The organism is Streptomyces sp. NPDC031132, from assembly GCF_055570595.1.
This window is the reverse complement of the sequence record NZ_JBVIGX010000006.1, coordinates 20,835-42,502: the sequence shown is the minus strand read 5'-3', so window position 1 is coordinate 42,502 and position 21,668 is coordinate 20,835. Positions and strand designations below refer to the sequence as shown.

Below are 21,668 nucleotides of genomic sequence, written 5' to 3'. Positions count from 1 at the left end.
GCGGGCGGGGCGGCGGGCGGAGGGAGGGGGGAAATCCAGTGGCCCCCGGTATCGGGCGGCAGGCATGCTGAGCTGCATGTTCTTGACGATCTCCAGCACTGGCAGTGCTGAGCACCCGGCTACCGACCTGGGCTTCCTGCTGCACAAGCACCCCGGGAAGGTGCAGGCGTTTTCCACCTCCCACGGCGTCGCCCAGGTCTTCTACCCCGAAGCCACGGATGCGCGGTGCACGGCGGCTCTGCTGCTGGAGGTGGATCCCGTCGCGCTCGTGCGGCGCGGGCAGGGCAAGGGGCGGGGCGGGGCGCCCGACGCCGCGCTCGCGCAGTACGTCAACGACCGCCCGTACGCCGCCTCCTCGCTGCTCGCCGTCGCGCTCAGCTCCGTCTTCCGCAGTGCGCTCAAGGGCCAGTGCACCGCCCGGCCCGAGCTGCCGGAGCAGGCTCGTCCGCTGCGGATCGAGATCCCGGTGCTGCCCGCCCGGGGCGGGGCGGCCCTCGTGCACCGGCTGTTCGATCCGCTCGGCTGGGACCTCGTACAGGCCGAACCCGTACCGCTCGACGAGCAGTTCCCCGAGTGGGGGGACTCCCGGTACGTGCGGCTCGTCCTGGAGGGCGAGCTGCGGCTCGCCGACGCCCTGCGACAGCTCTACGTCCTGTTGCCCGTGCTCGACGACGCCAAGCACTACTGGGTCGCCCCCGACGAGGTGGACAAGCTGCTGCGCGCCGGAGACGGCTGGCTGGCCACGCACCCCGAGAACGGACTCATCAGTGCTCGCTATCTCGCCCGGCACAAACGGCTGACCCGCGACGCCCTGGAGCGGCTGGAGCTGGTCCGGCTCGCCGAGGTCGACGGCAGTGAGGTCGAGGAGCTCGACAACGCCGTGGCGGAGACCGACGAGAAGCCCGTGCCGCTCGCCGTGCAGCGCCGCGAGGCGATCCTCGGCGCCCTGCGCGCCGCCGGCGCGGCCCGGGTCCTCGACCTCGGCTGCGGACAGGGACAGCTGGTGCAGGCCCTCCTCAAGGACGTGGACTTCACCGAGATCGTCGGTGTCGACGTGTCCATGCGGGCCCTCGGCATGGCCGCCAAGCGGCTGCGCCTCGAGCGGATGGGCGAGCGGCAGAGCAGCCGCGTGCAGCTGCTGCAGGGCTCGCTCGCCTACACCGACAAGCGGCTCGCCGGGTACGACGCGGCCGTGCTCAGCGAGGTCATCGAGCACCTGGACCTGCCGCGGCTGCCCGCCCTGGAGTACGCGGTGTTCGGCTCGGCCCGCCCCCGCACCGTCCTCGTCACCACCCCGAACGTCGAATACAACGTCCGCTGGGAGACCCTGCCCGCCGGGCACGTCCGGCACGGCGACCACCGCTTCGAGTGGACCCGTGCGGAGTTCCGTACCTGGGCCGGCGAGGTCGCCGAACGCTATGGGTACGCGGCCGAGTTCGTTCCCGTCGGCGACGACGACCCCGAGGTGGGGCCGCCGACCCAGATGGCCGTCTTTTCGCAGATCAACACCGATATCCAGAAGGAGGGTGAGGTTGCATGACCACGACCGGCACGCGCGTACTTCCCGTCACCGACCTGTCCCTCGTCGTCCTGATCGGGGCCACCGGTTCCGGCAAGTCCACCTTCGCCCGCAAGCACTTCAAGCCCACCGAGGTCCTCTCCTCCGACTACTGCCGGGGCCTGGTCTCCGACGACGAGAACGACCAGAGCGCCAGCAAGGACGCCTTCGACGTACTCCACTACATCGCCGGCAAGCGGCTGGAAGCCGGCCGCCTGACCGTCGTCGACGCGACCAGCGTGCAGCCCGAGGCCCGCCGGCAGCTGGTCCAGCTCGCCCGCGCGCACGACGTGCTGCCCATCGCCATCGTCCTCGACATGCCCGAGGAGGTCTGCGCCGAACGCAACGCCTCCCGCCCCGACCGGGCCGGGCTGCCCCGCGCCGTCATCCAGCGGCACCGCCGCGACCTGCGCCGCTCGCTGCGCGGACTGGAGCGCGAGGGCTTCCGCAAGGTGCACGTGCTGCGTTCGGTCGAGGAGGCCGAGGCCGCCGAGATAGTGCTGGAGAAGCGGTTCAACGACCTCACCCACCTCACCGGCCCCTTCGACATCATCGGCGACATCCACGGCTGCTCCTCCGAGCTGGAGACCCTGCTCGGCAAGCTCGGGTACGAGGACGGCGTCCACCCGGAGGGCCGCACCGCGGTCTTCGTCGGCGACCTCGTCGACCGCGGCCCGGACAGCCCCGGCGTCCTGCGCCGTGTGATGGGCATGGTCGGGTCCGGCAACGCCCTGTGCGTGCCCGGGAACCACGAGAACAAGCTCGGCCGTTACCTCAAGGGCTCCAAGGTCCAGCAGACCCACGGGCTGGCCGAGACGATCGAGCAGCTGAGCCACGAGCCGGAGGAGTTCGTCCAGGAGGTCCGCAGCTTCATCGCGGGCCTGGTCAGCCACTACGTCCTCGACGGCGGCAAGCTGGTGGTCTGCCACGCCGGCCTGCCCGAGAAGTACCACGGCCGCACCTCCGGCCGGGTCCGCTCGCACGCCCTGTACGGGGAGACCACCGGCGAGACCGACGAGTTCGGCCTGCCCGTGCGCTACCCGTGGGCCGAGGACTACCGTGGCAAGGCGGTCGTGGTCTATGGCCACACCCCGGTCCCGAACACCGCCTGGATCAACAACACCATCTGCCTCGACACGGGCGCCGTCTTCGGCGGGAAGATGACCGCCCTGCGCTGGCCCGAGCGCGAACTGGTCGACGTACCGGCCGAGAAGGTCTGGTACGAGCCGGTCAGGCCGCTGGTCTCCGAGGCGCCCGGCGGTCACGACGGCCGCCCGCTCGACCTCGGCGACGTCCACGGGCGCCGGATCGTCGAGACCCGGCACCTGGGCAACGTCACCGTGCGCGAGGAGAACGCGGCGGCGGCCCTGGAGGTCATGAGCCGCTTCGCGGTGGACCCCCGGCTGGTCCCGTACCTGCCGCCGACCATGGCGCCCACCGCCACCTCGCAGGAGGAGGGCTACCTGGAGCACCCGGCCGAGGCCTTCGCCCAGTACCGCAAGGACGGCGTCGCCCAGGTCGTGTGCGAGGAGAAGCACATGGGCTCCCGGGCCACGGTTCTGGTCTGCAAGGACGCCGAGAGCGCCCGCGAGCGCTTCGGCGTCGACGGGCCGACCGGGTCCGTCTACACCCGCACCGGCCGGCCCTTCTTCCACGACCCCGAGGTCACCGAGGAGGTCCTCGCCCGGCTCCGCGGCGCCATCACCCGCGCGGGCCTGTGGGAGGAACTGGCCACCGACTGGCTGCTGCTGGACGGGGAGCTGCTGCCCTGGTCGCTCAAGTCCGCCGGCCTGCTGCGCAACCAGTACGCCGCCGTCGGCGCGGCCTCCCGCGCCGTCTTCCCGGACGCCCTCGCCGCCCTGGCCGCGGCAGCCGGCCGGGGCATCGACACCGGCGACCTGCTCGCCCGCCAGCGCGACCGGGCCGCCGACGCCGAGCGGTTCACCGACGCCTACCGGCGCTACTGCTGGACCACGGACGGGCTGGACGGCGTACGGTTCGCGCCCTTCCAGCTCCTGGCGGCAGCCGGGCGCTCGCTGGCCGGCGTACCGCACGACGAGCAGCTGTTCTGGCTGGACCGGCTCGTCGAAGCCGATGACCCCGACCAGCCGGCCGGCACCGGGCTGCTGCGCCGCACCGGCCGGATCCTGGTCGACACCGCCGACGAGGACTCCGTACGGGCGGCCACCGACTGGTGGCTGGAGCTGACGGCCGCGGGCGGCGAGGGCATGGTCGTCAAGCCGCTCCAGGCGTACGCCCGGGACGGCAAGGGGCGCCTGGTCCAGCCCGGCGTCAAGGTCCGCGGCCGCGAGTACCTGCGGATCATCTACGGGCCGGAGTACACGCGTCCGGAGCAGCTGGAGAAGCTGCGCCGGCGGTTCCTGGGGCACAAGCGCTCGCTGGCCCTGCGCGAGTACGCGCTCGGGCTGGAAGCCCTGGACCGGCTGGCGGGCGAGGAGCCGCTGTGGCGGGTGCACGAGGCGGTCTTCGGGGTGCTCGCCCTCGAATCGGAGCCGGTCGACCCCCGGTTGTGACGCAGAGGCCAGTACGCAGAGGCCACGACGCTGAGGCCAGGGCGCGGAGGACGGAGGCTGTGACGCGGACGGTGACGGCGCGTCGCACGCCGCCGTAAAGGTGAGGCCCCCGTACGGCCCCGAATTAGGTCGTATGGGGGAACTTTCCCGAAGAACGCCAGGAAAACCACCGGCGGGATCGTTCATCCAGGGCAGCGGAATGTCCGCAACCCTGGAAGGACGGAACGTCACTTATGAAGATGACCGCGCGCGGAAGCATTGCGGCACTCATGACCTGTATGGCCGCGGCCGGCGCGGCCACCCCGGCCGTGGCCGACTCGGTGCCGGTGGCCGTGCCACTGGACGCCGTGAAGACCACGCTGGGCGTGGACACCCCGCGCGTGGCCACCGCGGTGCCGGTGCCGGTCGTCGGCGCCCCGGAGGCTCCCCGGTACCACACGGGCGATCTGCTCCCCAACCCGATCCTCCCGGTGCTGCCGGTCAGCACCGAGCTCGGCAGCACCCTGGTCGGTGCGCCGGTGCCGAACCTGCTCGGCGACCCGAAGACGGACGGCGAGGGCACGCTGGAGTCCCCGGCCACCGGCCTGCTCGCCCGGACCCCCGGGGCGGTCGTCGGCGCCCCGCTGACGATGCCGAACGGCGACAACTTCGGGATCCCGGACCTGACCATGCCCAAGCTGGGCCTGACCACCCCGGAGCTCATCGGGACCCCGACGGCACTCCTCGGTCTGCGCTGACCCCGCGGGGGCCGACGGGCCTGCGGGGGTTGCCGGCTGCGCTCGGTCTCCTGAGCGAACGCCACATCAAAAAGCCGTCCGGTCTGCGAACGTGTACGCCATGGGATTCCATGTCGACTCCGAGACCGGGCGGCTTCGCCGCGTCATCCTCCACCGGCCCGACCTGGAGCTGAAGCGGCTCACACCGAGCAACAAGGACGCGCTGCTCTTCGACGACGTGCTGTGGGTGCGCCGGGCCCGCCAGGAGCACGACGGCTTCGCGGACGTCCTGCGCGACCGCGGCGTGGAGGTGCACCTCTTCGGCGACCTGCTGTGCGAGGCCCTGGAGATCCCGGAGGCCAGACACCTCGTACTGGACCGGGTGTTCGACGAGAAGGAGTACGGTCCGCTCGCCACCGACCACCTGCGCGCGGTCTTCGACCAGCTGCCGGCGACCGGGCTGGCCGAGGCGCTGGTCGGCGGGATGACCAAGCGGGAGTACCTGGAGCGGCACGCCGAGCCGGTGTCGGTGCGCTTCCACGCCATGGAGCTGGACGACTTCCTGCTGGGGCCGCTGCCCAACCACCTGTTCACCCGGGACACCTCCGCCTGGATCTACGACGGGGTGTCCATCAACGCCATGCGCTGGCCGGCCCGGCAGCGCGAGACGGTGCACTTCGAGGCGATCTACAAGCACCACCCGCTCTTCACCTCCTCGGGGGCCTTCCACTACTGGTCGCAGGGGCAGGCGGACTACCCCTCGACCATCGAGGGCGGGGACGTGCTCGTCATCGGCAACGGCGCGGTGCTGATCGGGATGAGCGAGCGGACGACGCCGCAGGCGGTGGAGATGCTCGCGCGCGGCCTCTTCGCGGCCGGGTCGGCGACCACCATCGTGGCGCTGGACATGCCGAAGCGGCGGGCGTTCATGCACCTGGACACCGTCATGACGATGGTGGACGGAGATACGTTCACCCAGTACGCGGGCCTCGGCATGCTGCGCTCCTACACGATCGAGCCGGGCGCCGGCCTGCAGGAGCTGAAGGTGACCGACCATCCGCCGGAGCACATGCACCGGGCGATCGCGGCCGCGCTCGGGCTGGACTCGATCCGGGTGCTGACCGCGACGCAGGACGTGCACGCGGCGGAGCGCGAGCAGTGGGACGACGGCTGCAACGTGCTGGCTGTCGAGCCGGGGGTGGTGGTGGCGTACGAGCGGAACGTGACGACCAACACGCACCTGCGCAAGGAGGGCATCGAGGTCATCGAGATCCCGGGCAGCGAGCTGGGGCGGGGCCGCGGCGGGCCGCGGTGCATGAGCTGCCCGGTGGAGCGGGACCCGGCCTGATCCGGAGGGGAACCGGAGGACCGGGCACCAGGAGGGCGGGCGTAGGAGCAGGAGGCGCAAACCGGAGGCCGGCGGACCGGTGGATGGGGGGCTGTATATCAATGCAGGACGGCGTATACACTTCCAGCATCCCCGTCAGCGCGACCCTGGAGTACCCCGATGGCCACCGACCTCGTCGGCCGCAGTTTCCTCAAGGAGCTCGACTTTTCAGCCGCCGAGTTCCGCGGCCTGATCGAGCTCGCCGCCGACCTCAAGGCGGCCAAGAAGGCCGGGGCCGAGCAGCGCCGCCTCCAGGGCAGGAGCATCGCGCTGATCTTCGAGAAGACCTCGACGCGCACCCGCTGCGCGTTCGAGGTCGCCGCCGCCGACCAGGGCGCCCACACCACCTACCTCGACCCGGCCAGCTCCCAGATCGGCCACAAGGAGTCGGTCAAGGACACGGCGCGGGTGCTCGGCCGGATGTTCGACGGCATCGAGTACCGGGGTGACAGCCAGGCGGCCGTCGAGGCGCTCGCCGCCCACTCCGGCGTGCCGGTGTTCAACGGGCTCACCGACGACTGGCACCCCACCCAGATGCTGGCCGACGTGCTCACCATGACCGAGCACTGCCCCAAGCCGCTGGACCGGATCACCTTCGCCTACCTCGGCGACGCCCGCTTCAACATGGGCAACTCGTACCTGGTGACCGGCGCGCTGCTCGGCATGGACGTACGCATCGTCGCGCCGAAGGCCTACTGGCCGGCCGAGTCCGTGGTGTCGGAGGCGCGCCGGCTCGCGGCCGCCAGCGGGGCCCGGATCACGCTGACGGAGAACGTCGCCGAGGGCGTGGCCCAGGCGGACTTCGTCGCCACCGACGTGTGGGTCTCCATGGGCGAGCCCAAGGAGGTCTGGGACGAGCGGATCGGCGCCCTGGCGCCGTACGCCGTCACGATGGACGTGCTGCGCGCGACCGGGAACCCCGACGTGAAGTTCCTGCACTGCCTGCCCGCCTTCCACGACCTGGGCACCAAGGTCGGCCGGGAGATCCACGAGCGGCACGGGCTGGAGTCGCTCGAGGTGACGGACGAGGTGTTCGAATCCGAGCACTCCCTCGTCTTCGACGAGGCCGAAAACCGGCTTCACACCATCAAGGCCGTGCTCGTCGCAACCCTCGCCCCGCCGGTCGGCTCCTAGTGGGGGCTGATGCCGGCCCGGCACCGCATAGTCATGCGGGCCGGGGCGGCAGGGCGCCTCACCCATGTGTCGCGTTTCTGTGACGGCAGTCACGATGCAGTGATACCGTCGATCGTGTGAGCCCCTTCATCGGTTCCACAGCAGCGACCGAACGGTGGCGCCACCTGCGGGTGACCCGGCAGGACGGCGTGGCCACCGTCACCCTCGACCGCCCAGAGAAGCTCAACGCCCTCACCTTCGGCGCCTACGCCGACCTGCGCGACCTGCTCGCCGAACTCTCCCGGGAGCGGTCCGTACGCGCCCTGGTGCTCGGCGGCGAGGGCCGCGGGTTCTGCTCCGGCGGGGACGTCGACGAGATCATCGGCGCCACCCTCGCGATGGACACCGCCCAGCTCCTCGACTTCAACCGGATGACCGGCCAGGTGGTGCGGGCCGTCCGCGAATGCCCCTTCCCGGTGATCGCCGCCGTGCACGGGGTCGCCGCCGGGGCCGGCGCCGTCCTCGCCCTCGCCGCCGACTTCCGGATCGCCGACCCCACGGCCCGCTTCGCGTTCCTCTTCACCCGCGTCGGCCTCTCCGGCGGCGACATGGGCGCCGCCTACCTGCTGCCCCGCGTCGTCGGCCTCGGCCACGCCACCCGGCTGCTGATGCTCGGAGAGCCCGTACGCGCGCCGGAGGCCGAGCGCATCGGCCTGCTCAGCGAGGTCACCGAGGAGGGCAAGGCCGGCGTACGGGCCGCCGAACTCGCCGCGCACCTCGCGGCCGGCCCGGCCCTCGCGTACGCGCAGACCAAGGCGCTGCTGACCGCCGAGCTCGACATGCCGCTGGCCGCGTCGGTCGAGCTCGACGCCAACACCCAGGCCCTGCTGATGCACGGCCGGGACTACGCCGAGTTCCACGCCGCCTTCACCACGAAGCGGCCCCCGGAGTGGAAGGGCAGGTAGCGCCATGGCTGCGGGCACCATGCGGGTCGGCAGCCCGTTGCGGGTCGCCGTCATCGGCGGCGGGCCCGGGGGCCTGTACGCCGCCGCACTGCTGGCCCGCCAGGGCCACACCGTCGAACTCTGGGAACGCGGCGCCCCCGAGGACACCTTCGGCTTCGGCGTGGTGCTCTCCGACGAGACCCTCGGCGGCATCGAAGCGGCCGACACCCTGGTCCACGCCGCCCTCGGCGCGGAGTTCGTGCGCTGGGACGACATCGACGTCGTCCACCGCGGGCGGCTGCTGACCTCCGGCGGCCACGGCTTCGCCGCCATCGGGCGGCGCAGGCTGCTCGAGATCCTGCACGAGCGCTGCGCCGGGCTCGGGGTGACGCTCCGCTTCCGCACCGGGGCGCCGGCCGCCGCGCTGCTGGCGGCCTCGTACGACCTGGTGGTCGCGGCCGACGGGGTGCACAGTGCGACCCGGCAGAGCGGCGCCGCGCACTTCCGGCCGACGCTGACGAGCGGGCAGTGCCGCTACATCTGGCTCGCCGCCGACTTCGCCTTCGACGCGTTCCGCTTCGAGATCGCCGAGACCGAGCACGGCGTCATGCAGCTGCACGCCTACCCGTACTCGGCGGACGCCTCCACCGTGATCGTGGAGATGCACGAGAAGGTGTGGCACGCCTCCGGGCTCGACCTGTGCGACGAGGACGAATCGGCCGCCCGCTGCGCCAAGATCTTCGCCGAGGCCCTGCGCGGCCGGCCTTTGCACGGAAACCGCTCGGCGTGGACGGAGTTCCGAACGGTCGTCAACGAACGGTGGTCCCACGGCAACGTGGTCCTGCTCGGCGACGCGGCGCACACCGCGCACTTCTCCATCGGCTCCGGCACCAAGCTGGCGGTGGAGGACGCGCTCGCGCTCGCCGAAGCCGTGGCCGCGCAGCCGGACGTGCCCGGCGCCCTGGCCGCGTACGAGGCCGCACGGCGCCCGGCGGTGGCCTCGACCCAGCGGGCCGCCGCCGCCAGCATGCGGTGGTTCGAGGAACTCGCCGGATACGTGGACCAGCCCGCCCGGCAGTTCGCCTTCAACCTGCTCACCCGCAGCCGCCGGGTGACCCACGACAACCTGCGGCTGCGCGACGAGCGGTTCACCCGGGCCGTCGAACGGGACTTCGGCTGCCCGGACGAGGACACCCCCCCGATGTTCACGCCCCTGAAGCTGCGCGGGCTGACCCTGCGCAACCGGGTCGTGGTCTCCCCGATGGACATGTACTCCGCGCAGGACGGCGACGGGACGCCCGGGGACTTCCACCTGGTGCACCTGGGCGCGCGGGCCCTCGGCGGAGCCGCCCTGGTGATGACCGAGATGGTCTGCGTGTCCGCCGAGGGCCGGATCACCCCCGGCTGCACCGGCCTGTACACGGCGGAGCAGGCGGCCGCCTGGACCCGGATCGCCGACTTCGTGCACACCTCCGCGCCCGGCACCGCGCTCGGCGTCCAGCTCGGCCACTCGGGTCCCAAGGGCTCGACGCGGCTGATGTGGGAGGGCATGGACGACCCCCTCCCGGAGGGCAACTGGCCGGTCGTGGCGGCCTCGGAGCTGCCCTACCGGCCGGGCGTCTCGGCCGTCCCGCGCGCGCTGACGGCGGAGGACCTCGCGTCGATCCGCTCCGACTTCGCGGCCGCCGCGGTACGGGCCGCCGACTGCGGGTTCGACCTGCTGGAACTGCACTGCGCCCACGGCTACCTGCTGTCCGGCTTCCTGTCCCCGCTCACCAACCACCGTACGGACGCCTACGGAGGCCCGCTGGAGAACCGGCTCCGGTTCCCGCTGGAGGTCTTCGACGCGGTCCGCGCGGTCTGGCCCGACGACCGCCCGATGACCGTCCGCATCTCCGCCACCGACTGGGCCCCGGGCGGTACCTCCGCCCAGGACGCGGTGGACATCGCGGCCGCCTTCGCCGCCCACGGCGCCGACGCCATCGACGTGTCGACCGGCCAGGTGGTGGCGGACGAGGCCCCCGAGTTCGGGCGCTCGTACCAGACCCCGTACGCGGACCGGATCCGCAACGCGCTGGGCGTCCCGGTCATCGCCGTCGGCGCCATCTCCTCCTGGGACGACGTGAACTCCCTGCTGCTGGCGGGCCGCGCCGACCTCTGCGCCGTCGGCCGCCCCCACCTGTACGACCCGCACTGGACCCTGCACGCGGCCGCCGACCAGTCCTACGCCGGCCCGGCGGCCCCCTGGCCCGCCCCCTACCGGGCCGGCAGCCGCAAACCGCCGGCCGGCCGCGGCTGAGGGAGGCGTCCTCCGGCCGCCCTCAGAGGGCGGCCACCTCGATGCGGTCCTCGACCGGGGTGTAGCCCAGGCGCTGGTAGACGCCGTTGCTGGTGGGGTTGCCCAGGTCCGTGAAGAGCAGCACCTCCGAGGCCCCGGCCGCGTGCGCCGCTTCGCTCACCGCGTACGTGACCCCGGCGGCATAACCGCGGCCGCGGAGCTCCGGCGGGGTGTACACGGGGCCGACGCGGGCGGCCGAGCCGATCGGGCGGAAGAACCCGGCCATCGACACCGGCGTCCCGGCGTCCTCCCAGAGCAGCATGCCCCCGTACGAGAGCCGGTCGCGAAGGAAGGCCTCGGAGGGGCCGCCCGGCTCCCCGGTCTCCCGCTTGAAGGCGCCGGCCCACTCCATCAGCAACGGCAGATCGGCCTCGGTGGCGGTCCGGGCCCGCCCGGCCGGGGCGGGATCCGGGGCCACGAGGCCGGCGAGCCGGTACAGGCGGTTCTCCTCGGTGACCTCGCTCGGCCTGCCCCAGGCCGCGGCCAGCGCCTCCGCGTCGCGGCGGCGGGCGGTCAGTGCGTCGACCCCGGCGAGCAGCGGCTCGGCGGCGAGCGCGGCCCCCAGCCCGGCGACGGCCTCGTCCGGCAGCGCCCCGATCAGCAGCGGGTGCGGCGGGGTGCACAGCAGGGCGCCGGTGACGCTCCCGTCGGCGCCGGTCCACCAGCCGAAGAAGGGCTCGGCGGATCCGTACGCGTCCAGGCCGCGCCGCTCCAGCGCGTCGGTCACGGTCAGCAGGGAGGTGTTGGCGACGGGCTCGCCGGCGACGGCCGGGCCCGCCGCGGCCAGGTAGGCCGCCAGGTCATGGGTGAAGGTCCAGGTCATGGCTCATGATGGCGCCGGATCGTTTCCCCGCGCACATCAGTTTCTCTCCGGCGAACCGGACGGCAAGACACCCCTACGGCCCCAGGAACCCCGCCCCGACGTCCCGCAGCCGGGCGTGCAGTTCGGCGAAGACCGCCGCCGCCCGGTCGCCCGGCCAGTCCGCCGGCAGCAGCTCGCGCGGCAGGCCCGGATCGGCGTACGGGAGGCGGCGCCAGGTGTCCAGCGCCAGGAGGTAGCCGCGGTAGGCCTCCTCCGGCGTCGGCGCCGGACCCGACTGCAAGGCGCGCAGCACCGGCTCGTGCAGGTCGAGGAACTCCTCGTGCTGCTTGGCCAGCGAGGTCAGGTCCCACCACCGGGCCACCGCCTCGGCGGTCGGGGCGAAGCCGAGGTGGCCGCCGCGGAACAGCTCCACGTACGCCGTCAGGTGCAGCCGGCCCAGGGTGTGCCCGGTCTCCTCGTACAGGTGGGCCGGGGCGATCCACACCCCCGGCGCCACCGCGCCGAAGCCGAGCCGGGCCAGCCGCGAGCGCAGCAGGTGCCGCTTGTGCCGCTCCTGCTCCGGCACGGAGAACACCGCCACCAGCCATTCTCCCGGCGGGTGCGCGTCGCGGTCCCCGTAGATCCGCCGGTCGCCGTCGTCCAGCAGCTGCCGCGCCTCCGCGGAGAGCCCGTACCCCGCCGAGCCGTCCGCGGCGCGCGAGGGCAGCAGGAAGCCGCGCCGCTTCAGCCGGGACACCGACGAGCGGACCGACGGGGCGTCCACGCCGGCCGCGCCCAGCAGGCGGACCAGCGCCGACACCGGGACCGGACCCTCGAAGGCCCGCCCGTAGGCTCCGTAGAACGTGACGATCAGGGATCGCGGGGTGTGCTGCTCGACCACGGGTTCACTCTAGGGGGCGTCTTGCCGATCAGGCCGGATCAGCTCCGTCTCGCAGCCGGAACCGCTGCAGTTTCCCGGTCGCGGTCCGCGGGAGCGCCGAGAGGAAGACGAAGGAGCGGGGGCACTTGTGCGGGGCCAGTTCCGCCCGCATGAACGTACGCAGGGCCTCTTCCGTCAGCGCCGCACCCGCCCTCAGGACGGTGTACGCCACCACGACCTGGCCGCGTCGCTCGTCCGGGCGGCCCACGACCGCAGCCTCCACCACGTCCGGGTGGCGCATCAGGGCTTCCTCCACCTCCGGGCCCGCGATGTTGTAGCCCGCCGAGACGATCATGTCGTCGGCGCGGGCGACGTACCGGAAGTAGCCCTCCGGATCGCGGACGTAGGTGTCCCCGGTCAGGTTCCAGCCGTCCCGTACGTACTCCTCCTGCCGCGGATCCGCCAGGTAGCGGCAGCCCACCGGGCCGCGCACGGCCAGGAGCCCCGGCTCGTTGTCCGCGACCGGCCGGCCGGAGGCGTCCACCACCCGTGCCTGCCAGCCCGGCACCACGCGGCCGGTCGTACCCGGGCGGATGTCCTCGTCGGCCGCCGAGATGAAGATGTGCAGCAGCTCGGTGGCGCCGATGCCGTTGATGATCCGCAGTCCGGTGCGCTCGTACCAGGCCTGCCAGGTGGCCGCCGGGAGGTTCTCGCCCGCCGAGACGCAGCGGCGCAGCGCGGACAGGTCGTACGCGCCCACGTCGTACGGGCCCAGGGTGTCCAGCATCGCCCGGTACGCGGTGGGCGCGGTGAACAGCACCGTGACCCGGTGTGCGGCGAGTGCGGGCAGCAGCCGGCGCGGGACCGCCTGGTCGAGCAGCAGTGCGGAGGCGCCGGCGCGCAGCGGGAAGACGACCAGGCCGCCGAGGCCGAAGGTGAAGCCGAGCGGCGGACTGCCCGCGAAGACGTCGTCGGGGCGGGGGCGCAGGACGTTGCGGGAGAAGGTGTCGGCGACGGAGAGCAGATCGCGGTGGAAGTGCATGCAGCCCTTGGGGCGGCCGGTGGTCCCCGAGGTGAAGGCGATCAGGGCCACGTCGTCGGCGGAGGTCTCGACGGCGCGGAAGGGCGCCTCGTGCCGGCCGGCCAGCCGCAGCAGGTCGTCCGGGGCCTCGCCGCCGTACGGGGTGATCCGCAGGCCGGGAACCTCGGCCTTGGCCAGGTCGTCCAGTGCGCCCACATGGCACAGCGCGTGCTGCACCCGGGCCATCGCGCAGACCGTGGCCAGCTCCTGCGCCCGCTGCTGGGCGAGGACCGTCACCGCCACCGCGCCCGCCTTCATCACCGCCAGCCAGCAGGCGGCGAGCCACGGGCCGGTGGGGCCGCGCAGCAGCACCCGGTTCCCGGGGACCACGCCGAGGTCCGCCGTGAGCACGTGCGCGAGGCGGTCCACGCGCTCGCGCAGCTCTCCGTACGACCACACCTCGCCCGTGCCGCTGCGGAAGGCCGGGCGGTCGGGCCCGAACCGGGCGACGGTGACGTCGAGCAGCTCGGCGCCGCAGTTGAGCCGGTCCGGGTAGGCCAGTTCGGGGAGCTCGAACAGCAGCCGCGGCCAGGCGTGGGGCGGTGGCAGGTGGTCGCGCGCGAAGGTGTCGGCGTGGGCGGAAGGCTTGAGCTCCAAGGCGGGTTCGCCCCCTTGCAACGGCAGCGGCCCCCGGGTGAGGGACCGAAGTGGCGGAGCAGGCCGTGCACGTGCGCTACGAGCGTATCGTGATGGTGACGGCAGTCAACAGGACGCGATAGAAGCGGGGATATTCGGATGACCGGATTCGCGCTCGGGGCGGAACAAGAGGAGTGGTGCGGGCACTTGCGCGCGCTGGCGGCGGACCGGCTGCGGCCGCTCGCCGACAAGGGCGAGCCGGGGCGGGTCAACCGTCCGCTGCTCGCGGCACTCGGTGAGCTGGGCCTGCTGGAGCGGGTCTTCACCTCGGGGGCGCTGGAGCTGTGCCTGCTCCGCGAATCCCTCGCGTACGGATGCACGGAGGCGGAGACGGCCCTTGCCCTCCAGGGCCTGGGGGCGCATCCGGTGCTCAGCTCGGGGACGCCGGAGCAGCGGGCGCGCTGGCTGCCGCAGGTGCGGGCCGGGCGCGCGGTGGCGGCCTTCGCGCTGAGCGAGCCGGGGGCCGGCTCGGACGCGGCGGCGCTGGCGTTGCAGGCCGTACGGGACGGGGGCGGGGGGAGCGGGAGCGGGCACGACGGCGCCGGCGGCTGGCGGCTCAGCGGTGAGAAGTGCTGGATCTCCAACGCCCCCGAGGCGGATTTCTACACGGTGTTCGCGCGCACCGGCGAGGGGCCGGCCGCCAAGGGCGTCACCGCCTTCCTGGTCCCGGCGGACCGCCCCGGCCTGTCGGGGGAGCCCCTGGACATGCTCTCGCCGCATCCGATCGGCCGGCTCTCGTTCGACGGGGTCCCGGTCGGCCCGCAGGACCTGCTCGGCGAGCCCGGCCGGGGCTTCCGGGTGGCGATGGACACGCTGAACCTGTTCCGCCCGAGCGTGGGGGCCTTCGCCGTCGGCATGGCCCGGGCCGCGCTGGACGCGACCCTGGCCTACACGGCGGCGCGGCCCGCGTTCGGCGGGGTGCTGGGAGACCTCCAGGCGGTGGGCCACCGGGTGGCCGAGATGGCCACCCGCACCGAGGCCGCCCGGCTGCTGGTCTACGCGGCGGCGGGCGCGTACGACGCCGGCTCGCCCGACGTCCCGCGCCGGTCGGCGATGGCGAAACTGCTGGCCACGGAGACGGCCCAGTACGTGGTGGACCACGCGGTCCAGCTGCACGGCGCCGTCGCCCTCCAGCGCGGCCACCTGCTGGAGCACCTGTACCGGGAGGTGCGGGCCCCGCGCATCTACGAGGGTGCGAGCGAGGTCCAGCGCACGATCATCGCGAAGGAGCTCTACCGGTGAGTCTCGAGCGGATCAACCCGGCGGAGCTCTCCCCGCCGGCGGGCTTCTCCCACGCCGTGGCCGCGAGCGGCTCCCGGCTCGTCTTCCTGGCCGGCCAGACCGCGCTCGACGCCTCGGGCAAGGTGGTCGGGGACACCCTGCCCGAGCAGTTCGAACGCGCTCTGGCCAACCTCCTGGCGGCGCTCGCCGCCTCCGGCGGCACCCCGGCCGACCTGGCCCGCGTGACGGTCTACACGGTCGACGTGGACGCATACCGCACCCACGCGCCCGAACTCGGCCGCGTCTGGCGCCGGCTGGCCGGCCGCGACTACCCGGCCATGGCGGTCATCGGAGTGGTCCGCCTCTGGGACGAGCCGGCCCTGGTCGAACTGGACGGTATTGCCGTACTCGGTGCGGCCGTATCCGAGTTGCCGGACCGCTGACCAGGTGGTTTTGACAGCGAGCCAGGGAGGGGTGAGGGTGGAAATGACCTTTTTGTAAGGAATGTCTCAATCCTCGGAGGTGCATGGTCATGCGCCGTGTCATCACCGCGACGATCGTGGCGGGAGCCGCGGGAGTCGCGCTCGGCCTGATGCCTGTCGGCGGGGCGTTCGCCGCGGGTCTCCCTCAGACCCAGCAGAACAACACGGGATGGTGCTCCGACGACTGGCGCGGGGACCACTGGCGTGACTGCTGCGACCCCTCCCGCTGGCACAACTGGAACGACCGCCCCAGCTGGTGCTGGGACAACGACTCCCGCAACGACAGCCGGCACAACGCGAACTGGCACGACAACTGGAACAACTGGGACAACAGCCGGTGGAACGACGGCCGCTCCAACCATGACAACCGGAACGACAACAACTGGGGCAGCGGTCACAACAGCGGCTGGAACGACAACGGGTCCGGCCGCGGCGGTGACGGTGGCGGCGGCCACGACGGTGGTGGCGGTGGCTACGGCGGCGGCGGTGGTGGCGACGGTGGCGGTGGCGGTGGCCACGACGGCGGCGGAGGGGGCGGCGGCGACGGTGGCGGCGGCGGCCACGGTGGCGGCGGCGGAGGCGGGGGTGGCGGAGGCGGTGGCGGCCACTGACCGGACCGCCGGCCACCCCGGCCACTGACCCCCGGCTTCACCGGCTCTCCAGCAGAGCCCCCATCCACTCCTCGATCCCCGCGACCGTGCGGGGCAGGGCGCCTGACATCAGTCGGGCGCCCTTCGCCGTGATGACCAGGTCGTCCTCGATGCGCACCCCGATGCCGCGCAACTCCGGGGGCAGGGTCTCGTCGTCCGGCTGCAGGTACAGGCCCGGCTCGACCGTCAGAACCTGGCCCTCCTCCAGGACCCCGTCCAGGTAGGTCTCCGCGCGCGCCTTCGCGCAGTCGTGCACGTCCAGGCCCAGCATGTGACCGCTGCTGCACAGCGTGTACCGCCGGTGCAGGTCGCCCCGCGCGTCCTTCAGGACGCCCCACTCCGCCAGGCCCTCCGCGATCACCCGCATTCCGGCCCGGTGGAAGTCCCGGAAGCTCGCGCCCGGGCGCAGCGCCGCCATGCCAGCGTCCTGAGCCGCCAGCACCAGTTCGTACACCTGCCGCTGCACGGGCGAGAAGCGCCCCGACAGCGGGAGGGTGCGCGTGATGTCCGCCGTGTAGAGGCTGTCGGTCTCCACGCCCGCGTCCAGCAGCAGCAGTTCGTTCCGGTCGAGCCGGCCGTCGTTGCGGATCCAGTGCAGGACGCACGCGTGCGCGCCCGACGCCGCGATCGTGTCGTACCCGGTGCCGTTGCCCTCCGCCCGGGCGCGCAGGCCGAAGACCCCCTCGATCCACCGCTCGCCGCGCGGGTGCGCCAGTGCGCGCGGCAGCGCCCGTACGACGTCCTCGAAACCGGCCGCCGTGTGGTCGACGGCGAGCTGGAGCTGCCCGACCTCCCAGGCGTCCTTGACCAGCCGCAACTCGGAGAGCGCGGCGGCCAGTTCGGTGTCGGTCGCGGCGTTGCGGCCCGCGGGGGAGCCGAGGTCGTCCAGGTGGGCGCAGCGCAGGCCGGTCAGGCGCTGCGCCTCCGCCAGGTCGGGGCGGCGGCCGACCCAGAACTCCCCGTAGCGGCGGTCCCGGTAGAACTCCTCGTTGCCGTCCGCGCGCGGGGAGCGGGGGCGCAGGTACAGCACGGCCTCGTGGCCGTGCGGGCCCGAGGGCTCCAGCACCAGGACGTGGCCCACCTGGTCCTCGCCCGTCAGTCCGGTCAGCCAGGCGTACGCGCTGTGCGGGCGGAAGCGGTGGTCGCAGTCGTTGGAGCGGACCTTGAGCTCGCCGGCCGGGACGATCAGCCGCTCGCCCGGGAAGCGCGCCGAGAGCCGGGCGCGCCGGGCCGGGGTGACCTCGTGCGCGGAGACCCGCGCGGCGTCGGGGAGGGGGGACGCCGCCCAGTCGGCGGCCATGAAGCGGGACAACTCCGGTGACACCGGCAGGTCGTGGCTGCCGATGTTGAGGCGGGAGGGGGTTTCGGTCACGGGGGGCTCCCTCAAGAAGATGCGAACTGGTGGGCGCACAGGTCTTGTCAGTGCAATTTCACATTACTATGTTACAGCTCACACCGCGGCACGTTAATCCCCGTCAAACGCCGCGTGACGCAGGGCAGTTCACGCATCTCACGCATCTCACGCAGTCCACGTATTTGCGCACCACTTCCCCCACCTCCCCTCCCAAGCAGGAGTCTTTGGTGTCTCAGCACAGAGCTGTGCGTACGTCTCTCCTCTCCGCCGCCGTCGCGGTGACGCTGCTCGCCTCGGCCGGCCAGGCCGTGTCCCAGACCGCCGAGCGGCCCGCGCCCGCCGCCCCCGCCGCCGTGCCCGGCACCTTCACCTCCGGTGCGCCCGCCCCGAACCCCTTCGACGAGGTCGACCACCTCGCCTCGCCCAAGGAGGCGGCGCCCGCCACGGCCCTGGCCCCCGGCGGACTGTCCGCCGACGGCCGCGTCCCCGGGGCCGCCCCGGCCGCCGCAGCTCCGGCCGAGCGCACCGAGCGCACCGAGAAGAGCCGCAAGCTCGCCGCCGCCCAGGCCGCGCCCACCGCGCAGAGCGTCGCCGCGGGCGTCCCCTGCACCCTCGACGGGATCACGGGCCTCGCCCCCGAGCAGTTCGCCGACTTCCTGGCCGACCCGGCCGTCACCGCCGACGGCTGTCTGCGCGGGCTGATCTGGACCTGGGACGCCCGCCTGGTGCCGGTCATGTCCGACGCGCACGTCCAGGCCGTCTCCCGCCGGATATCCGGCCTGGCCGCCGCCCACGACGGCCGGGGCTCCTCGCACCTGGAGGAGATGTTCACGTACCTGCACGCGGCCATGTACCACGACTTCTCGCGCTCCGAGATCGACCTCACCGACGCCGCGACCGTCGGCGCCATGAGCAAGGCCGTCACCGACTTCGGCAACGCGGCCCACACCTTCGACGCCACCGCCTCCAACGCCCGCACCCTGCGCGAGGCCCTGTACGCGACCGGCCCCGGCATGCGCCAGAGCCAGCTCGGCCTCGTCAAGAAGGTCCTGGCCACCATGGACGCCTCGCACCCCGCCACCAGCGGCGACGCGAACTGGGGCGGCGCCGCCCTCGCGGCCCTCACCGTCAACTACCTCGGCGTGTACCCGGGCAACGAGGACGACGCCTTCCACGCCGCGGTCAAGGCCGACCCCGCCTACCGGGCGGCCTTCAAGGCCTTCGCCGGATACACCCACCTCAAGGGCACCGCCAACGAGTGGGTGGTCCGCGACGCGGTCGGCGAGTACGGCCGCTTCGGCCAGATCGACGGCTTCCAGGACCAGATCGCCGCCGACCTCGGCGCCCTCCTGGAGCCGGTCAAGACCGCGTGGGGCAACGGCAGCGAGCCCTGGGCGAAGGTCGTCTCCTGGCTGAACACCTACAACGCGTGCAAGCAGTACGGGGTGTGCAAGGAGGACATCGAGAAGATGCTCTTCCCGAACACGTACACCTACGACAACGGCGCCATCAAGGTCCGCACGGCCCTCGACCGGGCCACCGTCGACCAGCTCTACTACGCGAGCAAGCAGGTCAAGACGCAGTTCCACCGGGTGCTCGGGACCGACCAGCCGCTGGCCGGCGACCCCAACACCACGCTGAACATCGTGCTGTACGCCTCCCGCGCCGACTACGTGACGTACCAGACGATGCTGAACGGCTACGGCACCAACAACGGCGGCATGTACATCGAGAACGGCGCCACCTTCTACACGTACCAGCGCCGCGTCCCGCAGGACTCCTCCCTCACCCTCGAGGAGCTCTTCCGCCACGAGTACACGCACTACCTCAACGGCCGGTTCGCCGTCCCCGGGTTCTTCGGCGAGGGCCCCTGGTACGAGGGCGACCGCACCACCGCCATGGACGAGGGCACCGCCGAGTTCTTCGACGGCGCCACCCGCGACAACGGCATCGCCGTCCGCAAGTCCCTGGTCAAGGGCATCATCAGCGACACCGCCGGCGGCGGCCCGCGGATGTCGGTCGAGCAGCTGCTGAACGCCACGTACGACGGCGACGGCTTCCGCTTCTACAACTACGCGGGCACCTTCTTCGAGTTCCTGTGGACGGAGAAGCCCTCGCTGCTGCGCGAGATGTACACCCACCTGCGGGCCAACGACGTCGCCGGGTACGACGCCTGGCGCCACCGGACGGGCGCGGACTCCTACCTCCAGCGCGACTACGACCGCTTCCTGGACGCGCAGATCGCCAAGGTCGACCAGCTCTACGTGCCGAACACCAGCTTCACGCCCAACGACCGGCTGCGGGACTCCGCTCTGGCGAACGTGAAGTCGGCCTTCGCGACCGCCACGTACAACACCCCGGACTGCGTGGAGAACGGGGGCCCGGGCAAGCGCCGGTTCACCTGCACCGGCCGGATCTCCTCGAACCTGAAGAACTGGCGCAGCGACGACCAGAACTTCAAGGACATGTCGGAGACGGTGGACTACTTCATCCTCGACCGGGCGGGCGCGGCCTCCAACAACCTGGCCGACATGAACTGCTCCTTCGGCCCCGTCGAGGTCTGGACCGACCACAGGGCGGGGACGTCGAGTTACAGCTGCGAGGGCCCGCTGCGCAGCTGATCCGGCGACCGGGCCGGTCCCTTCCGCAACGGGGGGAGGGACCGGCCCGCGGACCGGCCCGCGGACCGGCCGGAGGATCGGCCGGGCGACCTAGGCACCGACTAAAGAATGTGACATATTACTGCCGTGCCCAAGAGACATCCCCTGGACGTCGTGATCATCGGCGCCGGCGTCGTCGGAGCCGCGATCGCGTACTACGCAGCCCGCTCCGGACTCTCCGTGGCCGTCGTCGACCGCGGCCCCGTCGCGGGCGGCACGACCGGAGCCGGAGAAGGCAACCTGCTCGTCTCCGACAAGGAGGCGGGCCCCGAGCTCGACCTGGCCCTGCTGTCGGCCGGCCTGTGGCGCGAACTCGCCGCGGTCCTCCCGCAGGAGATCGAGTACGAGGCCAAGGGCGGGCTCGTCGTCGCCCCGGACGAGGCTTCGCTCAAGGCGCTGCGAGATTTCGCCGAAGGCCAGCGCGCCGCCGGGGTCGAAGCCGTCGAGGCGGGGGTCGACGACCTCCGCGAGCTGGAGCCCCACCTGGCCCCCGGGCCGGTCGGCGGGTTCCTGTACCCGCAGGACGCCCAGGTCCAGCCGGCCCAGGCGGCGGCCAGACTGCTCGCCGCGTCGGGGGCTTCGGTGCACCTCGGCGAGGAGGTGACCGGGATCCTCGCGGGGCCCGGGGGCGTCCGCGGGGTCCGCACGCGCGGTGGTGAACTCCTCGCCCCCGCGGTGGTGAACGCGGCCGGGACCTGGGGCGGCCGCATCGCGGAACTGGCCGGGGTGTCCCTGCCGGTGCTTCCGCGCCGCGGGTTCGTCCTGGTGACGGAGCCGCTGCCGCGGGTGGTCCGGCACAAGGTCTACGCCGCCGACTACATCGCGGACGTCGCCAGCGGCTCGGCGGCCCTGCAGTCCTCGGCGGTGGTGGAGGGCACGCCGTCGGGCCCGGTGCTGATCGGGGCCACCCGGGAGCGGGTCGGCTTCGACCGGTCCCTGTCGGTGGAGGCCCTGCGCCGCCTCGCCGCTCAGGCGGCGGCCCTCTTCCCCGTCCTGGCGGACGCCCGGGTCCTGCGCACCTACCACGGCTTCCGCCCGTACCTCCCGGACCACCTCCCGGCGATCGGCCCGGACCCCCGGGTCCCGGGGCTGCTGCACGCCTGCGGCCACGAGGGCGCGGGCATCGGCCTGGCCCCGGCCACGGGCGTCCTGATCACGGCCGCCCTGACGGGGGCCGAACCACCGCTCCCCCTGTCGCCGTTCGACCCGGCCCGCTTCGACCAGGCCCCGACCCGATGACCGCGCCCGGTACGGGTCCCCGCCGCGCGGGGCCGGGATCGTCGCCGTGCGGCAGCCGGCACGCCGAGTACGT

The 21,668-nt window shown here is 73.0% G+C and carries 16 protein-coding genes; 12 read left to right on the top strand and 4 right to left on the bottom strand.

What is annotated here, in order from left to right:
* Positions 1-76: 76 nt before the first annotated feature.
* From ACZ49B_RS11385 to ACZ49B_RS11355, 7 genes are all read left to right on the top strand, one after another.
* On the top strand, positions 77-1,540 hold the full coding sequence (locus ACZ49B_RS11385; RefSeq protein WP_468303526.1) for a 3' terminal RNA ribose 2'-O-methyltransferase Hen1: 1,464 nt from the start codon (positions 77-79) through the stop codon (positions 1,538-1,540).
* Positions 1,537-4,092, top strand: coding sequence for a polynucleotide kinase-phosphatase (locus ACZ49B_RS11380; RefSeq protein ID WP_468303523.1), 2,556 nt, complete (start codon positions 1,537-1,539; stop codon positions 4,090-4,092). The genes ACZ49B_RS11385 and ACZ49B_RS11380 overlap by 4 nt, the downstream gene beginning before the upstream one ends.
* A gap of 269 nt (positions 4,093-4,361) precedes the next feature.
* Positions 4,362-4,829: a hypothetical protein gene (locus ACZ49B_RS11375; protein WP_468303519.1), complete on the top strand. Its 468-nt coding sequence runs from the start codon at positions 4,362-4,364 to the stop codon at positions 4,827-4,829.
* A 100-nt stretch (positions 4,830-4,929) separates the two neighbouring features.
* The gene (locus tag ACZ49B_RS11370; protein WP_468303517.1) at positions 4,930-6,156 is read left to right on the top strand and encodes an arginine deiminase; all 1,227 of its coding nucleotides are present in this window, start codon (positions 4,930-4,932) and stop codon (positions 6,154-6,156) included.
* 159 nt (positions 6,157-6,315) lie between these two features.
* Positions 6,316-7,329, top strand: coding sequence for an ornithine carbamoyltransferase (gene argF, locus ACZ49B_RS11365; protein WP_468303514.1), 1,014 nt, complete (start codon positions 6,316-6,318; stop codon positions 7,327-7,329).
* Positions 7,330-7,445: 116 nt separating this feature from the next.
* Positions 7,446-8,273 carry an enoyl-CoA hydratase family protein gene (locus tag ACZ49B_RS11360; protein WP_468303511.1) on the top strand — a complete coding sequence of 276 codons (828 nt, stop codon included), beginning with the start codon at positions 7,446-7,448 and terminating at the stop codon, positions 8,271-8,273.
* A 4-nt stretch (positions 8,274-8,277) separates the two neighbouring features.
* Complete coding sequence (locus tag ACZ49B_RS11355; protein WP_468303508.1) at positions 8,278-10,551, top strand: bifunctional salicylyl-CoA 5-hydroxylase/oxidoreductase; 2,274 nt, start codon at positions 8,278-8,280, stop codon at positions 10,549-10,551.
* A gap of 22 nt (positions 10,552-10,573) precedes the next feature.
* Here the strand turns inward: ACZ49B_RS11355 and ACZ49B_RS11350 are convergent, their stop codons facing one another.
* The 3 genes from ACZ49B_RS11350 to ACZ49B_RS11340 all read right to left on the bottom strand — a co-directional run bounded on the left by ACZ49B_RS11350 (position 10,574) and on the right by ACZ49B_RS11340 (position 13,950).
* A complete protein-coding gene (locus ACZ49B_RS11350; RefSeq protein ID WP_468303505.1) occupies positions 10,574-11,413 on the bottom strand; it encodes a GNAT family N-acetyltransferase in 840 nt (279 codons plus the stop codon).
* A gap of 73 nt (positions 11,414-11,486) precedes the next feature.
* Positions 11,487-12,293, bottom strand: coding sequence for a PaaX family transcriptional regulator (locus tag ACZ49B_RS11345; RefSeq protein WP_468303502.1), 807 nt, complete (start codon positions 12,291-12,293; stop codon positions 11,487-11,489).
* A 28-nt stretch (positions 12,294-12,321) separates the two neighbouring features.
* On the bottom strand, positions 12,322-13,950 hold the full coding sequence (locus ACZ49B_RS11340) for an AMP-binding protein (RefSeq protein WP_468303499.1): 1,629 nt from the start codon (positions 13,948-13,950) through the stop codon (positions 12,322-12,324).
* A 138-nt stretch (positions 13,951-14,088) separates the two neighbouring features.
* Between ACZ49B_RS11340 and ACZ49B_RS11335 the strand changes: the two genes are divergently transcribed.
* From ACZ49B_RS11335 to ACZ49B_RS11325, 3 genes are all read left to right on the top strand, one after another.
* Positions 14,089-15,231 (top strand): acyl-CoA dehydrogenase family protein, encoded by a 1,143-nt coding sequence (locus ACZ49B_RS11335; protein ID WP_468303497.1) that lies wholly within the window; start codon positions 14,089-14,091, stop codon positions 15,229-15,231.
* Complete coding sequence (locus ACZ49B_RS11330; protein WP_468303494.1) at positions 15,228-15,653, top strand: RidA family protein; 426 nt, start codon at positions 15,228-15,230, stop codon at positions 15,651-15,653. Before ACZ49B_RS11335 ends, ACZ49B_RS11330 begins: the two co-directional genes overlap by 4 nt.
* Positions 15,654-15,742: 89 nt before the next feature.
* Positions 15,743-16,303 carry a hypothetical protein gene (locus ACZ49B_RS11325; RefSeq protein WP_468303491.1) on the top strand — a complete coding sequence of 187 codons (561 nt, stop codon included), beginning with the start codon at positions 15,743-15,745 and terminating at the stop codon, positions 16,301-16,303.
* Between the two features lie 37 nt (positions 16,304-16,340).
* On the opposite strand, the gene ACZ49B_RS11320 is transcribed toward ACZ49B_RS11325, so the two are convergent.
* Positions 16,341-17,714: an aminopeptidase P family protein gene (locus ACZ49B_RS11320; RefSeq protein ID WP_468303488.1), complete on the bottom strand. Its 1,374-nt coding sequence runs from the start codon at positions 17,712-17,714 to the stop codon at positions 16,341-16,343.
* A gap of 209 nt (positions 17,715-17,923) precedes the next feature.
* Here ACZ49B_RS11320 and ACZ49B_RS11315 point away from each other — a divergent pair, with 209 nt between their 5' ends.
* Positions 17,924-20,317: a collagenase gene (locus ACZ49B_RS11315; protein ID WP_468303485.1), complete on the top strand. Its 2,394-nt coding sequence runs from the start codon at positions 17,924-17,926 to the stop codon at positions 20,315-20,317.
* A gap of 126 nt (positions 20,318-20,443) precedes the next feature.
* Positions 20,444-21,595 carry an NAD(P)/FAD-dependent oxidoreductase gene (locus ACZ49B_RS11310; RefSeq protein ID WP_468303482.1) on the top strand — a complete coding sequence of 384 codons (1,152 nt, stop codon included), beginning with the start codon at positions 20,444-20,446 and terminating at the stop codon, positions 21,593-21,595.
* The last annotated feature ends 73 nt before the right edge of the window (positions 21,596-21,668 follow it).

Bases quoted from the DNA above. Each gene is read 5' to 3' on its own strand.
- ACZ49B_RS11380 (WP_468303523.1), top strand. From the start codon at position 1,537: ATGACCACGACCGGCACGCGCGTACTTCCCGTCACCGACCTGTCCCTC.
- ACZ49B_RS11325 (WP_468303491.1), top strand. From the start codon at position 15,743: ATGCGCCGTGTCATCACCGCGACGATCGTGGCGGGAGCCGCGGGAGTC.
- ACZ49B_RS11335 (WP_468303497.1), top strand. From the start codon at position 14,089: ATGACCGGATTCGCGCTCGGGGCGGAACAAGAGGAGTGGTGCGGGCAC.
- ACZ49B_RS11355 (WP_468303508.1), top strand. From the start codon at position 8,278: ATGGCTGCGGGCACCATGCGGGTCGGCAGCCCGTTGCGGGTCGCCGTC.
- ACZ49B_RS11350 (WP_468303505.1), bottom strand. From the start codon at position 11,413: ATGACCTGGACCTTCACCCATGACCTGGCGGCCTACCTGGCCGCGGCG.
- argF (WP_468303514.1), top strand. From the start codon at position 6,316: ATGGCCACCGACCTCGTCGGCCGCAGTTTCCTCAAGGAGCTCGACTTT.
- ACZ49B_RS11370 (WP_468303517.1), top strand. From the start codon at position 4,930: ATGGGATTCCATGTCGACTCCGAGACCGGGCGGCTTCGCCGCGTCATC.
- ACZ49B_RS11385 (WP_468303526.1), top strand. From the start codon at position 77: ATGTTCTTGACGATCTCCAGCACTGGCAGTGCTGAGCACCCGGCTACC.
- ACZ49B_RS11375 (WP_468303519.1), top strand. From the start codon at position 4,362: ATGACCTGTATGGCCGCGGCCGGCGCGGCCACCCCGGCCGTGGCCGAC.